Source organism: Xanthomonas sp. SS (assembly GCF_014236835.1).
Taxonomy (GTDB): Bacteria; Pseudomonadota; Gammaproteobacteria; order Xanthomonadales; family Xanthomonadaceae; genus Xanthomonas_A.
In genome coordinates this window covers 3,226,168-3,246,226 of the sequence record NZ_CP051190.1, presented here as the reverse complement: position 1 = coordinate 3,246,226, position 20,059 = coordinate 3,226,168, and the positions used below count along the sequence as shown (strand labels likewise).

Here is a 20,059-nt window from a genome sequence, read left to right as displayed (position 1 = left end):
TTTCCCTTGCAACGAACGCTCATGATAGCGGCCGGGCCTCTATAATCGGGGGCCGAATTGCCTTGCCTGTTGCCATGACTGCCCACGCGGCCGCCGAACTCCACACGATCATCGACCTGATCCGCTACGGCACCAGCCGTTTCAACGCCGCCGGCCTGAGCTTCGGCCACAGCTACGACAACGCCCTGGACGAAGCCACGCAACTGGTGCTGCACGCGCTGCACCTGCCGCACGACCTCGGCCCGGCCTACGGCGCCGCGCGGGTGACCTCGCCGGAGAAGGCGCAGGTGCTGGCGCTGTTCGAGCGCCGCATCGCCGAGCGCATCCCCGCCGCCTACCTGACCGGCGAGGCCTGGTTCGCCGGGCTCAGCTTCAAGAGCGACGCGCGCGCGCTGGTGCCGCGCTCGCCGATCGCCGAGCTGATCGAGGCCGGCTTCGAGCCGTGGCTGGCCGGGCGCGAGGTGAGCCGCGCGCTGGACCTGTGCACAGGCTCGGGCTGCATCGCCATCGCGATGGGCCACTACAACCCGAACTGGCAGGTGGACGCGGTCGACATCAGCGACGATGCGCTGGCCCTGGCCGCCGAGAACAAGGCGCGGCTGCTGGCCGACAACGTCGAGCTGGTCAAGTCCGACCTGTTCGCCGGGCTGGATGGCCGCCGCTACGAACTGATCGTGACCAACCCGCCCTACGTCACCCACGCCGAGACCGACGCGCTGCCGCCCGAGTACGCGCACGAGCCGGAACTGGGGCTGCGCGCCGGCGACGATGGCCTGGACCTGGCGCTGAAGATCCTGCGCGACGCGCCGGCGCACCTCAGCGAGGACGGCCTGCTGATCTGCGAAGTCGGCGAATCCGAGCGCGCGCTGGTGCAACTGCTGCCGGAAGTGGATTTCGCCTGGGTCGAGTTCAAGGTCGGGCAGATGGGCATCTTCGCGGTGGAAGCCAGCGAACTGGTCGCGCACCACGCGCGCATCGCCGACCTGGCCGCGAGCCGGTGAGCCGGCGGCCATGAGCGCGAACAGCTTCGGCACCCTGCTGACCGTCACCACCTTCGGCGAATCGCACGGGCCGGCGATCGGCTGCGTGATCGACGGCTGCCCGCCGGGGCTGGAACTGGACGCGGCCGAATTCGCCCACGACCTGCAGCGCCGCGCCACCGGCAAGAGCCGCCACACCTCGGCACGGCGCGAGGCCGACGAAGTGGAGATCCTGTCCGGGGTCTACGAGGGTCGCACCACCGGTACCCCGATCGGCCTGCTGATCCGCAACACCGACCAGCGCAGCAAGGACTACACCGACATCGCCCGCCAGTTCCGCCCGGGCCATGCCGACTACAGCTACTGGCAGAAGTACGGCATCCGCGACCCGCGCGGCGGCGGCCGCTCCTCGGCGCGCGAGACCACGATGCGCGTGGCCGCCGGCGTGATCGCCAAGAAGTGGCTGGCGCAGCGCTACGGCGTGCGCGTGCGCGGCTACCTGTCGCAGCTCGGGCCGGTGCTGCCGCAGGGTTTCGCCTGGGACGCGGTCGAGGACAACGCGTTCTTCTGGCCGCACGCGGCGCAGGTGCCGGAGCTGGAAAGTTACATGGACGCGCTGCGCAAGTCCGGCGATTCGATCGGCGCCAAGGTCACCGTGGTCGCCGACGGCGTGCCGCCGGGCTGGGGCGAGCCGATCTACGGCAAGCTCGACGGCGAACTGGCCGCGGCGCTGATGAGCATCAATGCGGTCAAGGGCGTGGAGATCGGCGACGGCTTCGCCGTGGTGGCGCAGAAGGGCACCGAGCACCGCGACCTGATTGCACCGGACGGTTTCCAGTCCAACCATGCCGGCGGCGTGCTCGGCGGCATCGCCACCGGCCAGCCGATCGTCGCCTCGCTGGCATTCAAGCCCACTTCCAGCCTGCGCCTCCCCGGCGCCACGGTGGACGTGGACGGGCAGGCGGTGGACGTCATCACCACCGGCCGCCACGACCCCTGCGTCGGCATCCGCGCCACCCCGATCGCCGAGGCGATGATGGCGCTGGTGCTGATGGACCAGGCGCTGCGCCACCGCGCGCAGTGCGGCGACGTCGGCGGCGTGACCCCGCGGATTCCCGGCGGTGGCGATGGCTGAGTCGCGGCCACGGGTATGGGTCAGCCAGCCGCTGTTCGACGATGTCGTCGCACGGCTCGGCGAACATTGCGCGCTGACCACCACCGCGGACGTGACCAAGTATTCGCAGCAAGAGCTGGCCGCGGCGCTGGCGCCGCTGGACGGCGCGCTGGTGACGCTCAACGAGCGCATCGGCGCGGCCGAGATCGCCGGCGCGCCGCGGCTGCGCGCCATCGCCAACGTCGGCGTCGGCTACAACAACCTCGACCTGGACGCGCTCAGCGCGGCGGGCATCGTCGCCAGCAACACGCCGGACGTGCTCACCGAAACCACCGCCGACCTCGGCTTCGCCTTGCTGATGGCCGCCGCGCGGCGCATCACCGAGTCCGAGCGCTGGTTGCGCGAAGGGCAGTGGCGGCAGTGGTCGTTCCAGACCATGCTTGGCGCCGACGTGCACGGCAGCACCCTTGGCATCCTCGGCATGGGCCGCATCGGCCAGGCCATCGCGCGCCGCGCCGCCGGTTTCTCGATGCGCGTGCTGTACCACAACCGCAGCCGCCTGCCGGCCGAGGTGGAGCGCGCGCACGCTGCCGATTACGTCGGCTTCGACGAGCTGCTGGCACGCGCCGATCACCTGCTGCTGGTGCTGCCGTATTCGGCGCAGTCGCACCACATCCTCGATGCCGCCGCGCTGGCGCAAATGAAGCCGGGTGCCACGGTGGTGAACATCGCCCGCGGCGGCCTGATCGACGAACTGGCGCTGGCCGATGCGCTCGCGCACGGGCGCCTGGCCGCGGCCGGGCTGGACGTGTACGAAGGCGAGCCGGCGGTGCGCCCGGAGCTGCTGGCGCTGCGCAACGTGGTGCTGACCCCGCACATCGGCAGCGCCAGTGCCGCCACCCGCCGCGCGATGGTGGCGCTGGCGGTGGACAACCTGCTGGCCGCACTGGGTTTCGGCGCCGACGCCGGGCGTCCGCCGAATGCGTTGAACCTGGATGCGATCGCGGGCGCCGGCAATGGCGACGGCGGCATCGCGGGCAAAAAACGATAGGGAACCTCCGGCGACCTGAGCGGCGCGCTCGGGAGGTTCCCCGAATCCAGCTGGCACTGCGGCTGTTCCCCCTTTCTCCTACCCGATCGAACAAATCTCCCATGAGCAACGAATCCCGTCGTTTCAACGTCGCCGTCGTCGGCGCCACCGGCGCTGTCGGCGAAACCATGCTGGCCATCCTCGCCGAGCGCGACTTCCCCATCGCCACCCTGTATCCGCTGGCCTCCGAGCGCTCGGCCGGCGGCCAGGTCGAGTTCAAGGGCCAGAAGGTCACCGTGCTTGACCTGGCCAGCTTCGACCCGACCGGCGTGGACATCGCGCTGTTCTCCGCCGGCGGCGGCATCTCCAAGGAGTACGCGCCGAAGTTCGCCGCGGCCGGCGCGGTGGTGATCGACAACTCCTCGGCCTTCCGCTACGACGACGACGTGCCGCTGGTGGTATCGGAAGTGAACCCGGAAGCGCTGAAGCAGCGCCCGCGCGGCATCGTCGCCAACCCCAACTGCTCGACCATGCAGATGCTGGTGGCGCTGGCGCCGCTGCACCGCGAGTACAACATCGAGCGCATCAACGTGGCCACTTACCAGTCGGTGTCCGGCGGCGGCCGTTCGGCGCTGGAAGAACTGGGCAAGCAGACCGGTCAGCTGCTCAACTTCCAGGCCATCGACCCGCAGCGCTTCCCGGTGCAGATCGCCTTCAACCTGATCCCGCACATCGACGACTTCCTCGAAAACGGCTTCACCAAGGAAGAGATGAAGCTGGTCTGGGAGACGCGCAAGATCCTCGGCGACGACAACATCCAGGTGAACCCGACCGCGGTACGCGTGCCGGTGTTCTACGGCCACTCCGAAGCGGTGGCGATCGAGACCACGCGCAAGGTCAGCGCCGAGCAGGCGCGCGCGCTGCTGGCCGCGTCGCCGGGCGTGGAAGTGGTCGACGAGCGCAAGGCCGGCGGCTATCCGACCCCGGTCACCCACGCCTCCGGCAACGACGCGGTCTACGTCGGCCGCATCCGCGAAGACATCTCGCATCCGCGCGGCCTCAACCTGTGGATCGTCTCCGACAACATCCGCAAGGGCGCCGCACTCAACGCGGTGCAACTGGCCGAGCTGGTGGCGCAGGAAGGCTGAGCGATGCCTCCCCTCTCCCGGCGGGAGAGGGGCCGGGGGTGAGGGTACGGGGCGAAGCCCTCACACTGTTTCAATCCCACGAGGCTTCGCCCGTACCCTCATCCGCCCCTTCGGGGCACCTTCCCCCAAAAAGGGGGCCGTGGTCCCGGTGGGAGAAGGGATGGCTGCCCGAGCGCGCAGCACAACAACCGAAGCCGAGACTCCCCTCTCCCCTCGGGAGAGGGGCCGGGGGTGAGGGTACGGAGCGAAGCCCTCGCACTGTTTCGATTGCATGAGGCTTCGCTCGTACCCTCATCCGCCCCTTCGGGGCACCTTCTCCCGGTGGGAGAAGGGATGGCTGCCCGAGCGTGCAACACAACAACCGAAGCCAAGACCCCCTCTCCCATCGGGAGAGGGGTAGGGGTGAGGGTACGGAGCGAAGCCCTCGTACTGTTTCGATCCTACGAGGCTTCGCCCTTACCCTCATCCGCCCCTTCGGGGCACCTTCCCCCCAAAAGGGGGCCGTGGTCCCGATGGGAGAAGGGGAGCAAGGCGACGCGTTGCTGCAAGGGTCCCGTCGCACAGCCGCGTAGACGAACGCCACAATCCAAAGGGCAACGGCTATATTGCACGCCATGACACCAAGGGCAGGGGCGTGATGCGCCTACAACCACGCTTCTTCCGCCGCCGCAATGGCGGCGCAGGCATTTCCATTCCATTTGGCACGAGCCGCGGCTTGCGCGCGGCGTGCGCGCTGCTGTTGCTGGCCTGCAGCCAGGCCGCGCTGGCGCTGGGACTGGGCGACATCCGCGTCCTGTCCAAACCCGGCCAGCCGTTCCTGGCCGAGATCCCGGTGATCTCCAACGAACCGGGCGAGCTGGAAAACGCACGCGTCGCGCTGGCCTCGCCGGCGACCTTCGCCCGGGTCGGGCTGGAGCGCCCGGACGGTTTGGTCGGGAGCCTGCAGTTCCGCTTCGCGCAGACCAACCAGGGTCGCGCGGTGATCCGCGTCAGCAGCCAGATGCCGGTGGAGGTGCCGTCGCTGAGCTTCCTGATCGAGGTCGATTGGGGCCAGGGCCGGTTGATCCGCGAATATTCGGCGTTGCTCGACGCGCCGAACACCGCCGCGGCGATCGACGCGCCGGCGATCGACGCCCCGGCCGCTGCCGCGCCGTCCGACCGCATCGTCCGCAGCGAGCCGTTGCCGGGGCCGGCAACGGCGCCGCCAGCGGTCGCCAACACCCCGCCGCCTGCGCTGTCGGCCGCTCCCGCCACGCCGGTCCGCAGCGTCCCGGCGCCCGCGGCGGCGCCGGGCGATGCGCTGGCGCCGGTGCAGCGCGGGCAGACCCTGTCGCAGATCGCCGGGCAACTGGCGCGCAGCGGCGGCCACTCGCTGGACCAGACCATGGTCGCGCTGCTGCGCGCCAACCCGGATGCGTTCATCCGCGGCAACGTCAACCTGCTCAAGCAGGGCGCGGTGTTGCGCACGCCGCGCCAGGAAGAACTGGCCAGCATCGATGCCGCTGCGGCCACCGCCATCGTCCGCGAACAGGCCGCACAATGGCGCCAGGCGCGTGCGCCGGTGCCGCAGCCGGCACAGGCGCAGCAGGTCGATGCGCCTGCGCCGGCCGCCGCCAAACCCGCCGCCGCGACGGCCACGGCGGCGTCGGGCGCACGCCTGGAAATCGCGCCGGCGGTGCCGGCGCAGCGCGACAACGCAGGAACCAAGTCCGGCACCGGTGCCGGCGACGAGGGAGACATGGTGGCGACTCAACAATTGCAGCAGGCGCGCGAAGATCTCGCGGCACGCGATGCCGAGGTCCAGGAACTGCGCTCGCGGGTCGAACAGCTGGAAAAGCTCAAGGCCCAGCAGCAGCAACTGATCGCACTGAAGGACAGCGACCTGGCCGCGGCGCAGAAGCGCCTGGCGCAATCCGGGCAGACCCAGGCGCAGGCGCAACCCGCGCCGGCCGCGGCCTCCAACGGCTGGCCGCTGTGGCTGTGGGGCGGGCTGGCGCTGCTGGTGCTGGGCATCGGCGCGCTGTTGCTGTCGCGCCGGCGCAAGCCTTCGCCGTTGCCGCCGTTGCCGCGGCATGGCTACGACGCGGCGGAACTGGCCGCGGCGGTGCCGGTGGTGGCGCATCGCGAGGTGGACGCGCCGGACCTGCCGCCGCTGGACGAACACGAGCGCGAACTGGCCGAAGACGCGGCCGACGAAGACCGGGCGTACCAGAACCACGCATTCGAGCGCGAGCTTGCCGGCCATGCGCCGCGTCACGACGAAGCCGACGCCGACGTTGCGCCTGCCGCGGAGCATCCGCAGTTCGCGCTACAGCCCGACGCCGAGGTCGCGCCGGCGACGCAGTCGCCGCTCGATGCCGACGAACCATGGCGGCAGCCGCCGTCGGTGTCGGCGCCGACGCCGGTCGCGCCGGTGCTTGCAGAGCGCCAGGAGCCGACCTGGCACCAGGGCGATCTGCCTGCCGCCGCCGAATCGAGCGTCGAACCGACGCCCGCGTATCCGCCGATCGGCCGCGAGCGCCTGGAGCTGGCAGTGGCCTACATGGACCTGGGCGACAACGAAACCGCGCGCACCCTGCTGACCGAAGTGGCGGCCGGCGGCGATCCGGCGGCGCGTGCCGAAGCCCAGCAACTGCTGGCCCGCTTGAGCTGATGCGCGCAGGCGGCGTGCGGCGCAGTCGCCGCCGCCGCGCTGCCTCGACAGGGAATGCGACGATGCGCGAACACCTCCTCGACCTTGCGATGATGCCGCCGACACGCCGCCAGGCGCTGTCCCGGCTGGCGCGCGAGGCAAGCATGGCGGCGCCGGGGACCTGCATCGCGGCTGCGCTGTTGCCGCGGTTGCGCCCGCCCGCGGCGAGCGCCGCTGGGCCTCGCACGAACCCATATGCGCTAGCGTGCCGCAGCGCAGCGCCGTGGCCGCTGCGGCCCGCATTGCGCGTTGTGACGGAGTAGGGCGCGATGCGTTATGCGCTGGGCGTGGAATACGACGGCAGCGAGTTCCAGGGCTGGCAGCAGCTCGGCGAATCCGGCGGGCCGAGCGTGCAGGCGGCGCTGCAGGCGGCGCTGTCGTCGGTGGCCGATACGCCGGTGAGCGTGGTCTGCGCCGGGCGCACCGACGCCGGCGTGCACGGCGAATGCCAGGTCGTGCATTTCGATTGCGATGCGCCGCGCGCGCCGCGCGGCTGGATGCTCGGCGCCACCGCGCGCTTGCCGGCGTCGGTGTGCGTGCGCTGGTGCGTGCCGGCCGCGGACGATTTCCACGCGCGCTTCTCGGCGCGCGCGCGGCGCTACCGCTACCGCCTGCTCAACCGCCAGGTACGCCCGGCGCTGTACCGGCAGACGTTGAGCTGGGAGCGGCGGCCGCTGCAGGCCGAGGCGATGCATGCCGCCGCGCAGGCGTTGCTGGGCGAGCAGGATTTCAGCGCGTTCCGCAGCATCCAGTGCCAGGCGCTGCATGCGCGGCGCGAGCTGCAGGCGATCGCGGTGACCCGGATCGGCGAGGTCGTCGAGGTCCAGGTCCAGGCCAATGCATTCCTTCATCACATGGTGCGCAATATCGTAGGCTCCTTAATCATGGTAGGAACGGGCGAGAAGCCGGTTTCCTGGATCGGCGAACTGCTTGCCGGGCGCGACCGCAGCGTCGCCGGCCCGACGGCGCCGCCGCAGGGACTGGTCTTCGTCGGTCCTCTCTACCCCGATATCTGGAAGCTACCGGCCGAGGTCACCCTATGAATCGAACCCTGTATCGCACCCGCATCAAGTTCTGCGGCATGACCCGTGCCGGCGACATCCGCCTGGCGGGCGAACTTGGGGTGGATTCGGTGGGATTCGTGTTCGCCCACGGCAGCCCGCGGCGGGTGGCGCCGGCCGAAGCCCGCGCGATGCGCCAGGCCGCCTCGCCGATGGTCGACGTGGTCGCGCTGTTCCGCGACAACCCCAAGGACGAGGTGCGCGAAGTGCTGCGCACGGTGCGGCCGACCCTGCTGCAGTTCCATGGCGACGAGGACGACGGCTTCTGCCGCGGTTTCAACCTGCCGTACCTGAAAGCGGTACCGATGGGCGGCAGCGACATCAACGCGCGCACCCTGCAGTTGCAGTACCCGAACGCGGCGGGCTTCCTGTTCGACAGCCACGCCCCGGGCGAGAGCGGCGGCTCCGGCAAGACCTTCGACTGGACGCGCCTGCCCACCGGCCTGCACCGGCCGTTCCTGCTCGCCGGCGGCATCACCTCCGACAACGTGTTCGACGCGATCATCGCCACCTTGCCGTGGGGCGTGGACGTGTCCAGCGGCATCGAGAGCCAGCCGGGCATCAAGGACGGGCACAAGATGCGCAAGTTCGTCGAGGAAGTGCGCCGCGCCGATTGCCACGAGTTGAACACCAACTGCTAGAGCGGACTGCGCCGCCACGCTAGGTCGCCAAGGCCGCGTACGCAGCAGTATGGCTGCGCAATCGGCCGCTCCGCGCGCCGCCAGATCCAGACGCGCCACCGCCATGGCGCTTGCGCCGCGCTGGGTGCGGTCACGCCTTTATCGTATGATCCGGGCCAGGGGTCGGTCGGCGATGCCGCGCCGCGCGTGATGCGCGCTGCCGGCCGATGAGGATGAAGCGACAGCGTACGCGCCCGATGGCGGTGTGCGCTGCCCGCACAGGGATGGATAGAGGGAATGGCCGAGTTCTTGAGCGTCGCACTGGGGTTTCCCACGCTGCCGTACAGCATTTTGCTGGGGTTCTCGGCGATCTACTGGCTGCTGGCCGCGACCGGCATTGCCGATCACCACCTCGCTGACGGGCATCTGCATCTGCATGTGGATGGCGCGCACGGCGCCGAGCACGGCTTGCATGGCATTTCCGGCATCTTCGCGCGGCTCGGCCTGGGCGGCGCGCCGCTGATGCTGGTGGTGGCGTTGCTGTCGTTCTGGGCCTGGACCGGCACCTATTTCGCGCATCTGTTCCTGCTGCAGGCATTGCCGGACGGGCTGCGCTGGGGCCTGGGCAGTGCGGTCGCGTTGCTGGCGCTGGTGCCGGCGGTGCCGCTGACCTCGTGGATGCTGCGGCCGCTGCGGCGCCTGCTGCTGAAGCTGCGTCCGGTCGCGCAGCAGTCGCTGCTCGGCAAGGTCGGGGTGATCGCCTCGCCGCGCGTCGATGCCGGCAGCGGCTACGCCAATGTCGACGACGGCGGCGCCGGACTGGTGCTGCAGGTGCGCGCGCCGGCCGGCAGCCAGTACCTGCGCGGCGAGCGCGTCGTGCTGGTCGACTACGTGCATGCGCACAATCATTACCTGGTGGCCCGCGAGCAGGATCAGCCGGGTTCGCCGTTACCCCACAGCCTGATTGCGGGCGATAAGGAGATCCACCGATGAGTTTTGCGACGATGGCGCCGTTTCTGATCGGCGTCGGCATCCTGCTGGTGCTGCTGCTGGGATTGGCCGGCCTGTTCAAGGCGTTCTACCGCAAGGTCGACCAGGGCGTGGCGTTGATCGTCAACGACATGAGTTCGACGCCGAAGGTGCATTTCACCGGCGCGCTGATCGTGCCGGTGCTTTATCGCGCCGAGCTGATGCGGATCAGCCTGATCACCCTGCAGGTCGATCGCCGCGGCAAGGAAGGCCTGATCTGCCGCGACAACATGCGCGCCGACATCGCCGTCGCGTTCTACCTGCGGGTCAACGAGACCCAGGCCGATGTGCTGCGCGTGGCCAAGGCGATCGGCGCCGACCGCGCCTCGGACAAGCATGCGGTCGACGAGCTGTTCAACGCCAAGTTCTCCGAGGCGCTGAAGACGGTCGGCAAGAAGTTCCAGTTCACCGAGCTGTTCGAGAAGCGCCAGGAATTCCGCGACGAGATCATCGCGGTGATCGGCAACGACCTCAACGGCTATGTGCTCGAGGACGTGGCGATCGACTATCTGGAACAGACGCCGAAGTCGCTGCTGGATCCGCACAACATCCTCGACGCGGAGGGCATCCGCAAGATCACCGAGCTGACCGCCACCCAGAACGTGGTGACCAACGAGCTGGAGCAGAACGAGAAGCTGGCGATCACCAAGAAGAACGTGGAAGCGCGCGAGGCGCTGCTGGCGTTGGAGCGGCAGCAGGCCGAGGCCGAGGCGCGGCAGAAGCGCGAGGTCGACACGATCCGCGCGCGCGAACAGGCCGAGACGCTGAAGGTGCAGGAAGAACAGCGCCAGCTGTCGGAGAACGCGCGCATCGAGGCGCAGCAGTTGATCGACATCCGCGAGCAGAACCGCATGCGCGAGGTCGAGGTCGCCGAACAGAACCGCCAGCGCGCGGTCGCCATCGAGGTCGAGCGGGTGACACGCGCGCGCCAGTTGGAGCAGGTCACCACCGATCGCGAGGTCCAGCTGCAGGGCGTGGAGCGCGACAAGGTGGTGGAGAACGGCAAGATGGACGTGGCCAACATCACCCGCGAGCGCATCGCCATCGACAAGACCGTGGCCCAGGAAGAGGAGCGGATCAAGGAAGTGCGCGAAGTGGCCGAGGCCGACCGGCACAAGCAGGTGACGATCCTGGAAGCCGAGGCCAAGGCGCAGGAACAGCTGGTGCGCCAGGTCAAGGAAGCGCAGGCAAGCGAGACCGCGGCCAAGCACCGCGCGGTCGAACTGACCACCCTGGCCCAGGCCGAACACGAGGCCGCGGGCAAGCAGGCCGAAGCCAAGAAGCTGCTCGCCGACGGCATGCGCGCCGAAAAGGCCGCGCCCGGCCTGGCCGACGCGCAGGTCAAGGAAGCCTCGGCGCTGGCGATCGAGAAGGTGGGCATCGCCGAGGCGCGGGTGATCGAGGCCAAGGCCGACGCCAGCTTCAAGCAGGGCAGCAACGATGCGCGCGTGCTGGCCGAGACGCTGCAGGCCAAGGCGCAGGGCGAGGAACAGATGGGCAAGGCCAAGGCCAGCGCGGCCGAGTCGATCGGCCTGGCCGAGGCGAACGTGGTCGAGAAGCGCCTGTTCGCCGAGGCCGAGGGCCTGACCCGCAAGTTCGAGGCGATCGGCGCGCTCAGCGACACCGCGCGCGGCCACGAGGAGTTCCGGATGATGCTCGACACCAGCCTCAAGCAGGCGCTGGCCTCGATCGAGGCCGGCAAGGAAGTGTCCAAGGAAAACGCCGAGGTCATCGCCAGCGCGCTGCGCAATGCCGATATCGACCTGGTCGGCGGCGACGGCGGCATGTTCGAGAACCTGATCAAGGCGGTCTCGCTCGGCAAGTCGATCGAGGGCCTGGCCGACAAGAGTCCGATCGTGCAGGACCTGATGCAGCGCTACCTGGGCGTGGAGCGGCACAAGCCGGTGGCGGCGGAGGGCGCCGTCGCGCTGCCCGTCGCGCAGCCGTGAGCCTGGACGAGGGCTGATCCGCGCGCGCTGCGCGATCCAGCGGCGGCCGCGTGCCGCCGGACCCCGCTGAGAACACGGCGCGCGGCGACGCGCGCCGGCCGCATGCAAGCCGGCAGGAGCCGTTGACGATGGCAGCAACCCAATCCCCGACCGATCCGCAGCCCGAGGGCGCCAATACGTCCCAGGTCGACCAGGCCGTCGCCCAGGGCGGCGCCTACGACGTGCTGCGCCGGCGCCTGGTCGAGCAGGGCGCGCGCCTGCACGAAGCGGTCGAGGCGCTCAACGCGCAGCGCCTGCAGGAATTCGGCGACAGCCGGCTCGAGGTGGTCGGGCGCTTCCGCATCCGTACCGAGAACAATTGCGTCGGCCGCGACATCGTGCAGGTCGGCCAGGACATGCTGCTGTTCGGCTACAACGTGTTCCTCGGGCTCAAGAACCAGACCCGCATCGAGGACGTGTTCGGCCTGTACCGGCTGGTCGAGGGCGCCGACGGCTACGACGTCAGCCCGATCGACCTGGCCGGCAGTTTCCTCGGCCAGCCCGGCTTCGTGCACGACTTCGGCGAGTTGTACGCCTACTACAAGCACGCGCGGCTGCTGCAGCTGATCGTCATCGGCGGCAAGCTGCTGGCGTCGTTCCAGATCGGCGAGCGCAGCGCCGACGTGCGCGTGTTCCGCTGGGCGATCGACAGAGCCGGCGAGCTGAGCTACATCGACGCGCGCGGCGAACGCGACATCGCGCTGCCGCCGCCGTTCGATTTCGAATGGACCCGCGCCACCCGCGAGATGGCGGTGAACGGCCGCCATTCGCACCTGAACATCCTCGACACCCTGTTCGTGGAGACCATCGGCGGCGACCTGACGATCAAGGTCGAGAACAACACCGAGACCGGGCAGGGCATCTACAGCGAGCCGGTCGAGGACAAGACCCAGTCGCTGGACGACGCGCAGTTCGATTTCGCGCGGGTCGGCACCCTGGTCCTGCTCAAGGTGCTGCCGTACCGCGAGACGCAATGGCGCGGGCTGATCTACAACACGCTCAGCGGCCGTATCGTGCGCAACGACGCCATCGTGCAGGCCTGCGTGCAGTTGCCCGAGGACCACGGCATCATCTTCCCCGGCGGCTATTACCTGCAGAACGGCGACCACAAGGCGTTCGACGCGGCGATGGACGGCATGCAGTTCAAGCGCGCGATCCGCTCGCCCAACGGCGAGGACGTGCTGTACATCTTCTACGAGCGCGAAGGCGGCAAGTCGGCGCTATTCGTCTACAACACCATCCGCCGCGCGCTGCAGAACCCGGTGTTCGGCCACGGCTATGCGCTGCTGCAGGACGGGCGCATGGTGCTGTTCCATGCCGAAGGCACCGAGCCGACCCGGATCCATCCGATGCAGGTCTGGCAGACCCCGTTCAGCAGCGACGAATTCGCCGCCAGGCGCGCGCCGGGCAACAGCTTCCTCGGCCGCATCGGCAACGCCGAACTGGTGCGCGGCATCTCCAACCTGTTCGGGCTGGCGCGCGCGATCGAGCACGACGAGGTCTCGGTGCAACGCTACGAGCTGCTGGTCGAGGACGCGCGGCGCCTGTTCGACGCCCACCACTGGCTGGACGACGAACACTGCGGCGGTCTCGGCGGCGTGCTGCGCGGCATCAGCGCCACCGGCGAAGCAGTGCTCGACGAATACGAGAAGGTGCTGTCGATCCGCCAGCAGTCCGAGCAGGCGATGGTCGACGCCGTCGCCGCGCACAAGGCGCTGCTGGCACGGCTGCAGCCAGAAAACTGGACTGGAATCCAGGAGTTCGTCGAGCCGCTCAATGCCATCGCCGCCCAGCGCGGTCAACTGCTGACGATCCGCGAATACCGCTACATCGATACCGCGGCGATCGATGCGATGGGGGCGGCGCTGCAGCAGGCGCACGAGACGGTCGGCGCGGCCACCGGCCGCTTCCTCGGCAGCGAGACCGCATTGGCGCCGTTGAACGCACGCCTGGCCGAACTGGACGCGGCGGCGCAAGCGGCGGACACCGCGCGCGCGCTGTCCGAACAGTTGCAGGCGATGCAGGCGCTGTCCAACGACCTGGACCTGCTCTCCGAGCTGATGGCCGGGCTCAAGGTCGACGACGCCACCGAGCGCACCCGCGTGGTCGAAACCCTGTCCGAAGTCTATGCGCGGCTCAATCAGGCGCGCGCCCGCGCCGAGCAGCGGCGCAAGACCCTGGGCTCGGCCGAGAGCGTGGCCCAGTTCGCGGCGCAGTTCGCGCTGTTCGGCCAGGCCATCACCAGCGCGCTGTCCTTGTCCACCGATCCCGAGCGCGCCGACGAGCAGCTGTCGCGGTTGCTGCTGCAGCTGGAGGAACTGGAGAGCCAGTTCGGCGAACACGAGCAGTTCCTCGGCGACATCCTCAGCAAGCGCGAGGAACTGATCGAGGCCTTCGACAGCCACAAGCAGGCCTTGCTCGACGAGCGCCAGCGCAAGGCGCGCTCGCTGCTCGACGCCGCCACGCGCATCCTCGATGGCCTGCCCAGGCGCACCGAACGCTTCGCCACGGCCGACGAACTCAATGCCTTCTTCGCCGGCGATCCGCTGATCCTCAAGCTGCGCGAACTGGCCGAACGCCTGCGCGGCTACCGCGACAGCGTCAAGGCCGACGATGTCGAGGCGCGGCTGAAGGGCGTGCGCGACCAGGCGGTGCGCGCCTTGCGCGACCGCAGCGAGTTGTTCGAGTCCGGCGGCAACGTGGTCCGGCTCGGCCCGCGGCACCGCTTCAGCGTCAACACCCAGGCGCTGGACCTGACCCTGTTGCCGCGCGAGGACGGACTGGCCCTGCACCTCACCGGCACCGATTATCTGGAGCCGCTGCACGACGCCGCACTGGAGGCCACGCGCGCCTATTGGCAGGTGACGCTGGATTCGGAATCGCCGGACCTGTACCGCGGCGAATACCTGGCCGGCAGCCTGCTCGAAGCCGCGCTGGCCGGCCGCGACGGACTCGACCTGCCTGGCCTGCAGCAGCAGGCGGCCACGCCCGACGCGCTGGCCCGCAGCGTGCGCGATTTCGCCGCGCCGCGTTATCGCGAAGGCTACGAGCGCGGCATCCACGACCACGACGCCACGCGCATCCTGCAGGCCTTGCTGCCGCTGCATCAGGCGGCCGGCACGCTGGTGCATGCGCCGGCCGCGCGCGCGCTGGCGATGGCGTTCTGGGCCGAGCGCCAGCGCGACGCTGCGGTCGCGGCGTGGGTCGCGCGGCAAGCCGGCGCCGATGCGATCTTCCGCCTGTTCGGCGCAGGCGAGGGCCGCCAGGCGCTGCAGGCCGAGATGCAGCAGGCGCTGCAGCGCTTCATCGACGATAGCCTGCTGCCGTTCGATGGCGGCCACGCGGCGGCCTCCGCCGCCTATCTGGCCGCCGAGCTGGCGCTGGGCGAGCCGACCTTCCCGCTCAGCCGCCACGCGCGCGAGCTGCTCGACGCCTTGCATACGCGCTTGGGCGAGGCCGGCCTGCGCGAAGAGTTCGATCGTTCGCTGGAGCGCGTGCGCGGCCAGCTCGCCGCCGGCTGGGCCCTGGCCAGCCACTGGCTGCACGGCCTGTGCCAGGATCCGCGCTTCGTCGCCTATGCCGGCTACGTGCCGGAAGCGGTGGCGATCGTGCTGCTGGCCTCGCGGCTGCGCAGCCAGCACAGCGAGGTGCTGCTGATGACCACGGTGGAGGGCTTGCTCGGCGAGCATCCGCGCATCGAGGGCGGCCGCCTGACCATCGCCATCGACGATTTCCTGGCGCGCCTGCACCGCCACGAGCAAACCTTCGTGCCGGGCTTCCGCCACTACCAGGCCTTGCGCCAGCAGATCATCGTGCGCGAACGCGAGCAGCTGCGCCTGTCCGAGTTCAAGGCGCGGCCGCTGTCCTCGTTCGTGCGCAACAAGCTGATCAACGAAGTCTATCTGGGCGTGATCGGCGACAACCTGGCCAAGCAGATGGGCACCGTCGGCGAGAACAAGCGCAGCGACCTGATGGGTCTGTTGCTGATGATCTCGCCGCCGGGCTACGGCAAGACCACGCTGATGGAATACGTGGCCAGCCGCCTCGGCCTGGTCTTCATGAAGATCAACGGCCCGGCGCTGGGGCACGCGGTGCGCTCGCTGGATCCGGCGCAGGCGCCGGACGCCACCTCGCGGCAGGAACTGCTCAAGCTCAACCTGGCGCTGGAGATGGGCAACAACACCATGCTGTATGTCGACGACATCCAGCACACCCATCCGGAATTCCTGCAGAAGTTCATTTCGCTGTGCGACGGCACCCGCCGCATCGAGGGCGTGTGGAAGGGCCGCACCCGCACCTACGACATGCGCGGCAAGAAGTTCTGCGTGGTGATGGCCGGCAATCCGTACACCGAGTCCGGCGAGGTGTTCAAGATTCCGGACATGCTCGCCAACCGCGCCGACGTCTACAACCTGGGCGACGTGCTCGGCGGCATGGAGGACGCGTTCGTGCTCAGCTACATCGAGAACAGCCTGACCTCCAATCCGGTGCTGGCGCCGCTGGCCACCCGCGAGCTGGCCGATCTGTACCTGCTGGTCGAGCGCGCGCGCGGCAAGGAGATTTCCACCAATGCGCTGAGCCACGCCTACAGCGGCGCGGAGATCAACGAGATCGTCGCCACCTTGCAGCGCATGCTGCGCGTGCGCGACGTGGTCTACCGGGTCAACCAGCAGTACATCGCCAGCGCCGCGCAGGACGATCGCTACCGCAGCGAGCCGCCGTTCCGGCTGCAGGGCAGCTACCGCAACATGAACAAGCTGGCGGAGAAGATCTCGCCGGTGATGAACGAGGCCGAGCTGCAGCAGCTGATCTCCGACCACTACCTGGGCGAGGCGCAATTGCTGACCAGCGGTGCCGAGGAAAACCTGCTCAAGCTGGCCGAACTGCGCGGCGCGATGGGCGCCGAGGACCTGGCGCGCTGGGAACAGATCAAGCGCGATTTCCTGCGCAACAAGGCGATGGGCGCGGACGAGGCCGATGTCGGCGGACGCATGGTGGCGCAGTTGGCCGACATCGCCAGCGGCCTGCAGGTGCTGCGCGAGGAACCCGCATCGGCGCAACAGCGCTGGGAGCAGATGCTGGCGCTGCTGCAGCAGGTGCTGGCCGAGCGCGAGCGTGCGCTGCCGGCCCCTGCCGTTTCCGAATCCGCTTCGGCGCCGCCGCCTGCTTCGCCGCCGATGCCTGAATTGCAGCCGTTGCTGGACGCGCTGGCGCGCTCGCACGAAGGCCACGCCCAGGCCGGGCAGGCGCTCGCGGGCCTGGCCGAGGCAGTCCGCGCCTATCTGCGCGAGCCGGCGCCGCCGGCCGCGGTCGCGCCGCGCGAGCGCCGCCCGCGCACGCTGGCCGAACGCCAACTCGACGAAGCGCTGGCGCGGCATTTCTACGGCGAGGCCGGGGCCGCGCGCGGCGACGATCCGGAGCCCGGCCCGGCGTGAGCGCGGACATCGCCCCGGCGCTGCCGCAGCCGCCTGCCGCGCCGCTGCAGATGGGCGACGCCCAGGCCGCGGCGAGCTACGCGGCGCCGTTGCTGGACGCCGTCGGCCAGGCGCTGGCGCAGCGCGACACCGCAGCCGATGGCGGTGCCGCGCTGGTCCGCGAGCTGGAGCACATCCAGCAGGCGCTGCAAGCGCGCGATCCGCAGCGCATCCGTCGCGCCAGCGGCGTGCTCGGGCGGCTGCTCGGGCGCGACCTGGAAGCGCAGGCCGAGGCCGAGACCCTGAGTTCGCAGATGGGCGTGGTGCTGCTGCGCGCCGATCAGCAGGCGGCCGGATTGCAGCAGCGTCTCGATGGTCATGGCGCGATGGTTGCTGCGGCGGATGCCGGCGTCGCCGCGCTCGAACGCTGGATCGCCGCCGTGTCGGTGCCGGCGAGCGGCACGCAACTGGCCGAGGCCTGGAGCCGGCGCCTGGATCACCTGCAGCGCGTCGCCGCCGCCTGGCGGCTGGAGGCCGCGCAGTGGCGCCTGCTGCAACAGCAGGGCAACGAGTTGCTGCAGCGCTATCGACATATCCGCGAGGTGCTGCTGCCGGCATGGCGCCAGGCCGAGTCGGCGCTGCAGGCGGCGCATGGCGCGGCCCACACCACCCGCGCCGCGCAGGCGCAGCAGCGCATCCTGGCCGAACTCCAGGCGATGCGGGCTAGACTGCGCTGAGCCTGCGCCCGAGCCGCCGCGTCCCGCTATCGAAGGAGAGAAGCACGATGACCCAGGAAAATCCGCTGCTGCCGCAGGTTGCGCCGGCCACACCCGATGAGGCCGAGCTCAAGGCGCTGGGCCTGGTGGCCGACGATCGCGAGCAGATCGCCGCGCTTGCGCAAGGGCTGCGCGAGCTGACTCCGGGCAGCCTGCACCTGTTCGGCAGCGAGGTCGCCGCGCATACTGCGGCCTTTTCCAGCCAGTTGCTGGAGCAGGTGCGCAACCGCGATCTCGAAGCCACCGGCGACAAGCTCGGCGAGGTGGTGCGCATCGCCCGCGCGCTCAAGCTGGACCAGCTAGGTGAACGTTCGCGGGTGCCGCTGATCGGCGGCCTGATCGACCGGCTGCGTGCCTCCAAGGGCGAGTTGGTGCAGAAATTCAGCGACACCAACCGCCAGATCGAACAGCTGCTGCGCGATGTCGGCGCGCAGCAGGCGAGCCTGAGCCAGCGCGTGGGCGAGTTCGACCGCATGCACCAGATGGTGCAGGCCGAACGCCGCGAGCTGGGCCTGCACGTCGCTGCCGGCAAGCTGCGGCTGGCCGAACTGCAGCATCAGCATCTGGCGCTGGCGGGGCAGGACGATCCGCAGGCGCGCGGCCAGCGCGCCGAGATCGACACCGCCATTCGGCTGCTCGACAAGCGCGTCGGCGACCTGCAGGTGATGCAGCATGCGGCCGACCAGGCGCTGCCGATGATCCGCCTGATCCAGGCCAACGCGCTGCAGTTGATCGAAAAGTTCAACACCGTGCGCGACATCACCATCCCGTCGTGGAAGCGCCAGTTCGCGATCCAGCTGTCGCTGAGCGAGCAGCAGAATGCCGCGGCGCTGTCCAACGCCATCGACGATGCCACCAACGACATCATGCGCCGCAACGCCGAACTGATGCGGCAGACCTCGGTGGACACCGCGCGCGCCAACCAGCGCGCGGTGATCGACATGGACACGCTGCGCCACGTGCACGAGCAGTTGATCGCCACGGTGGAAGAGGTACGCGAGATCCACCGCGACGGCATGCAGCAGCGGCGCGCGGCCGAGGTCGAGCTGGCGCGGTTGCGCGACGAGCTGCAGCAGCGCCTGGCCGCGCCGACCCCTGCCGGCTGACGCGGTCGCGCCGGTCGCACGCAGCGGCCGATGCCTTTCAGCAGCCGGCGAGCCCCTGTAGGAGCGGCTTCAGCCGCGACAGACATTCAACAACGCCTCGCACCCGAGGGCCGCCTGCTCGATGTCATTGCCGTAGCGCTGGTTCCCGGCAAACAAGCGAAAGACGCTCAATCGCCGCCTTGCTGCAACTCGCCCGCCAGCCACCGCGCCAGCGCCTGCACCCGCGGGTCCTCCTGCTGCTCCCGGCGCGCACACAGCGCCCACTCGCCGCCGGTCTCCGCGAAGCCCCACGGCGCCAGCAGGCGGCCGTTGGCCAGGTCGTCGGCGACCAGCGGCTGCGGCGCGATCGCCACGCCGATGCCGGCCAGCGCCGCTTCGAGCAGGTAGTACAGGTGTTCGAAGCCGGTGCCGTAGCGCAGCGCGGCAGGGTCCACGCCATGCGCCTGTGCCCAGGACGGCCACGCCTGCGGGCGCGAGGCGGTGTGCAGCAGCTGTTGTTGCAGCAGCGCCGAGGGCGGGCCGGCCGCCAGCGCCTGCGCTTGCGGCATGGCCGGGCTGAGCACCGGGCCGATCCGCTCCGGCGCCAGCACGTGCACCTGCCAACCGTCCGGCCACGGCGCCTGGCCGAGCAGCAGCGCGGCGTCCAGGCCGTCCAGCTCGGGGCCGAACTCGCCTTCGTGCGCGGACAGGTGCAGGGTCAGCGCGGGCAGGTCGCGCTGCAGCGCCTGCAGCCGCGGAATCATCCAGCGCGCCAGGATGCTGCCCGGGCAACCCAGCACCAGCGCGCTGGGCCGCGCCGGCCGGCGCAGTTCCGCCACCGCGTCCTGCAACTGGGCGAAGGCGTCGCCGGCCGCGTCGCGCAGCCGCTCGCCGGCCGCGGTCGGGCGGATGCCGCGGCCCTCGCGCTGCAGCAGCGCCAGCCCCAGTTCCTCTTCCAGCAGCCGGATCTGGCGGCTGACCGCGCCATGGGTGACGTGCAGCTCGGCCGCCGCGCCGCCGACGCTGCGCAGCCGCGCGGCGGCCTCGAACGCGCGCAGGGCATTCAGCGAGGGCAGGCGGCGCAGACTGGACATGTGAGATTTCCTGACGGATATGCGCAGA

At 70.1% G+C, this 20,059-nt stretch carries 13 protein-coding genes; 12 read left to right on the top strand and 1 reads right to left on the bottom strand.

The window, feature by feature from the left end:
- Nucleotides 1-74 precede the first annotated feature (74 nt).
- The 12 genes from prmB (at nt 75) to HEP74_RS13380 (ending at nt 18,958) form a co-directional block, all read left to right on the top strand.
- Nucleotides 75-1,001, top strand: a complete 927-nt coding sequence (prmB, locus tag HEP74_RS13435; RefSeq protein WP_185813299.1) for a 50S ribosomal protein L3 N(5)-glutamine methyltransferase — start codon at nt 75-77, stop codon at nt 999-1,001.
- A 10-nt stretch (nt 1,002-1,011) separates the two neighbouring features.
- Complete coding sequence (gene aroC, locus HEP74_RS13430; RefSeq protein WP_185813298.1) at nt 1,012-2,115, top strand: chorismate synthase; 1,104 nt, start codon at nt 1,012-1,014, stop codon at nt 2,113-2,115.
- A complete protein-coding gene (locus HEP74_RS13425) occupies nt 2,108-3,145 on the top strand; it encodes a 2-hydroxyacid dehydrogenase (protein ID WP_185813297.1) in 1,038 nt (345 codons plus the stop codon). Before aroC ends, HEP74_RS13425 begins: the two co-directional genes overlap by 8 nt.
- Before the next feature lie 101 nt (nt 3,146-3,246).
- Nucleotides 3,247-4,272: an aspartate-semialdehyde dehydrogenase gene (locus HEP74_RS13420; protein WP_185813296.1), complete on the top strand. Its 1,026-nt coding sequence runs from the start codon at nt 3,247-3,249 to the stop codon at nt 4,270-4,272.
- 715 nt (nt 4,273-4,987) lie between these two features.
- The gene (locus HEP74_RS13415) at nt 4,988-6,925 is read left to right on the top strand and encodes a type IV pilus assembly protein FimV (RefSeq protein WP_255427743.1); all 1,938 of its coding nucleotides are present in this window, start codon (nt 4,988-4,990) and stop codon (nt 6,923-6,925) included.
- Nucleotides 6,926-7,233: 308 nt separating this feature from the next.
- On the top strand, nt 7,234-8,007 hold the full coding sequence (truA, locus tag HEP74_RS13410; RefSeq protein ID WP_185813294.1) for a tRNA pseudouridine(38-40) synthase TruA: 774 nt from the start codon (nt 7,234-7,236) through the stop codon (nt 8,005-8,007).
- Nucleotides 8,004-8,666 (top strand): phosphoribosylanthranilate isomerase, encoded by a 663-nt coding sequence (locus HEP74_RS13405; RefSeq protein ID WP_179563833.1) that lies wholly within the window; start codon nt 8,004-8,006, stop codon nt 8,664-8,666. The genes truA and HEP74_RS13405 overlap by 4 nt, the downstream gene beginning before the upstream one ends.
- Before the next feature lie 276 nt (nt 8,667-8,942).
- The gene (locus HEP74_RS13400; protein WP_185813293.1) at nt 8,943-9,638 is read left to right on the top strand and encodes a hypothetical protein; all 696 of its coding nucleotides are present in this window, start codon (nt 8,943-8,945) and stop codon (nt 9,636-9,638) included.
- The gene (locus tag HEP74_RS13395) at nt 9,635-11,623 is read left to right on the top strand and encodes a flotillin family protein (RefSeq protein ID WP_185813292.1); all 1,989 of its coding nucleotides are present in this window, start codon (nt 9,635-9,637) and stop codon (nt 11,621-11,623) included. Before HEP74_RS13400 ends, HEP74_RS13395 begins: the two co-directional genes overlap by 4 nt.
- Before the next feature lie 128 nt (nt 11,624-11,751).
- On the top strand, nt 11,752-17,097 hold the full coding sequence (locus HEP74_RS13390) for a DNA repair ATPase (protein WP_185813291.1): 5,346 nt from the start codon (nt 11,752-11,754) through the stop codon (nt 17,095-17,097).
- Nucleotides 17,094-17,813: a hypothetical protein gene (locus HEP74_RS13385; RefSeq protein ID WP_255427742.1), complete on the top strand. Its 720-nt coding sequence runs from the start codon at nt 17,094-17,096 to the stop codon at nt 17,811-17,813. Before HEP74_RS13390 ends, HEP74_RS13385 begins: the two co-directional genes overlap by 4 nt.
- A gap of 47 nt (nt 17,814-17,860) precedes the next feature.
- On the top strand, nt 17,861-18,958 hold the full coding sequence (locus tag HEP74_RS13380; RefSeq protein ID WP_185813290.1) for a toxic anion resistance protein: 1,098 nt from the start codon (nt 17,861-17,863) through the stop codon (nt 18,956-18,958).
- A 167-nt stretch (nt 18,959-19,125) separates the two neighbouring features.
- On the opposite strand, the gene HEP74_RS13375 is transcribed toward HEP74_RS13380, so the two are convergent.
- The gene (locus HEP74_RS13375) at nt 19,126-20,031 is read right to left on the bottom strand and encodes a LysR family transcriptional regulator (protein WP_185813289.1); all 906 of its coding nucleotides are present in this window, start codon (nt 20,029-20,031) and stop codon (nt 19,126-19,128) included.
- Nucleotides 20,032-20,059: the final 28 nt, after the last annotated feature.

Bases quoted from the DNA above. Each gene is read 5' to 3' on its own strand.
- prmB (WP_185813299.1), top strand. From the start codon at position 75: ATGACTGCCCACGCGGCCGCCGAACTCCACACGATCATCGACCTGATC.
- aroC (WP_185813298.1), top strand. From the start codon at position 1,012: ATGAGCGCGAACAGCTTCGGCACCCTGCTGACCGTCACCACCTTCGGC.
- HEP74_RS13425 (WP_185813297.1), top strand. From the start codon at position 2,108: ATGGCTGAGTCGCGGCCACGGGTATGGGTCAGCCAGCCGCTGTTCGAC.
- HEP74_RS13420 (WP_185813296.1), top strand. From the start codon at position 3,247: ATGAGCAACGAATCCCGTCGTTTCAACGTCGCCGTCGTCGGCGCCACC.
- truA (WP_185813294.1), top strand. From the start codon at position 7,234: ATGCGTTATGCGCTGGGCGTGGAATACGACGGCAGCGAGTTCCAGGGC.
- HEP74_RS13405 (WP_179563833.1), top strand. From the start codon at position 8,004: ATGAATCGAACCCTGTATCGCACCCGCATCAAGTTCTGCGGCATGACC.
- HEP74_RS13400 (WP_185813293.1), top strand. From the start codon at position 8,943: ATGGCCGAGTTCTTGAGCGTCGCACTGGGGTTTCCCACGCTGCCGTAC.
- HEP74_RS13395 (WP_185813292.1), top strand. From the start codon at position 9,635: ATGAGTTTTGCGACGATGGCGCCGTTTCTGATCGGCGTCGGCATCCTG.
- HEP74_RS13390 (WP_185813291.1), top strand. From the start codon at position 11,752: ATGGCAGCAACCCAATCCCCGACCGATCCGCAGCCCGAGGGCGCCAAT.
- HEP74_RS13380 (WP_185813290.1), top strand. From the start codon at position 17,861: ATGACCCAGGAAAATCCGCTGCTGCCGCAGGTTGCGCCGGCCACACCC.
- HEP74_RS13375 (WP_185813289.1), bottom strand. From the start codon at position 20,031: ATGTCCAGTCTGCGCCGCCTGCCCTCGCTGAATGCCCTGCGCGCGTTC.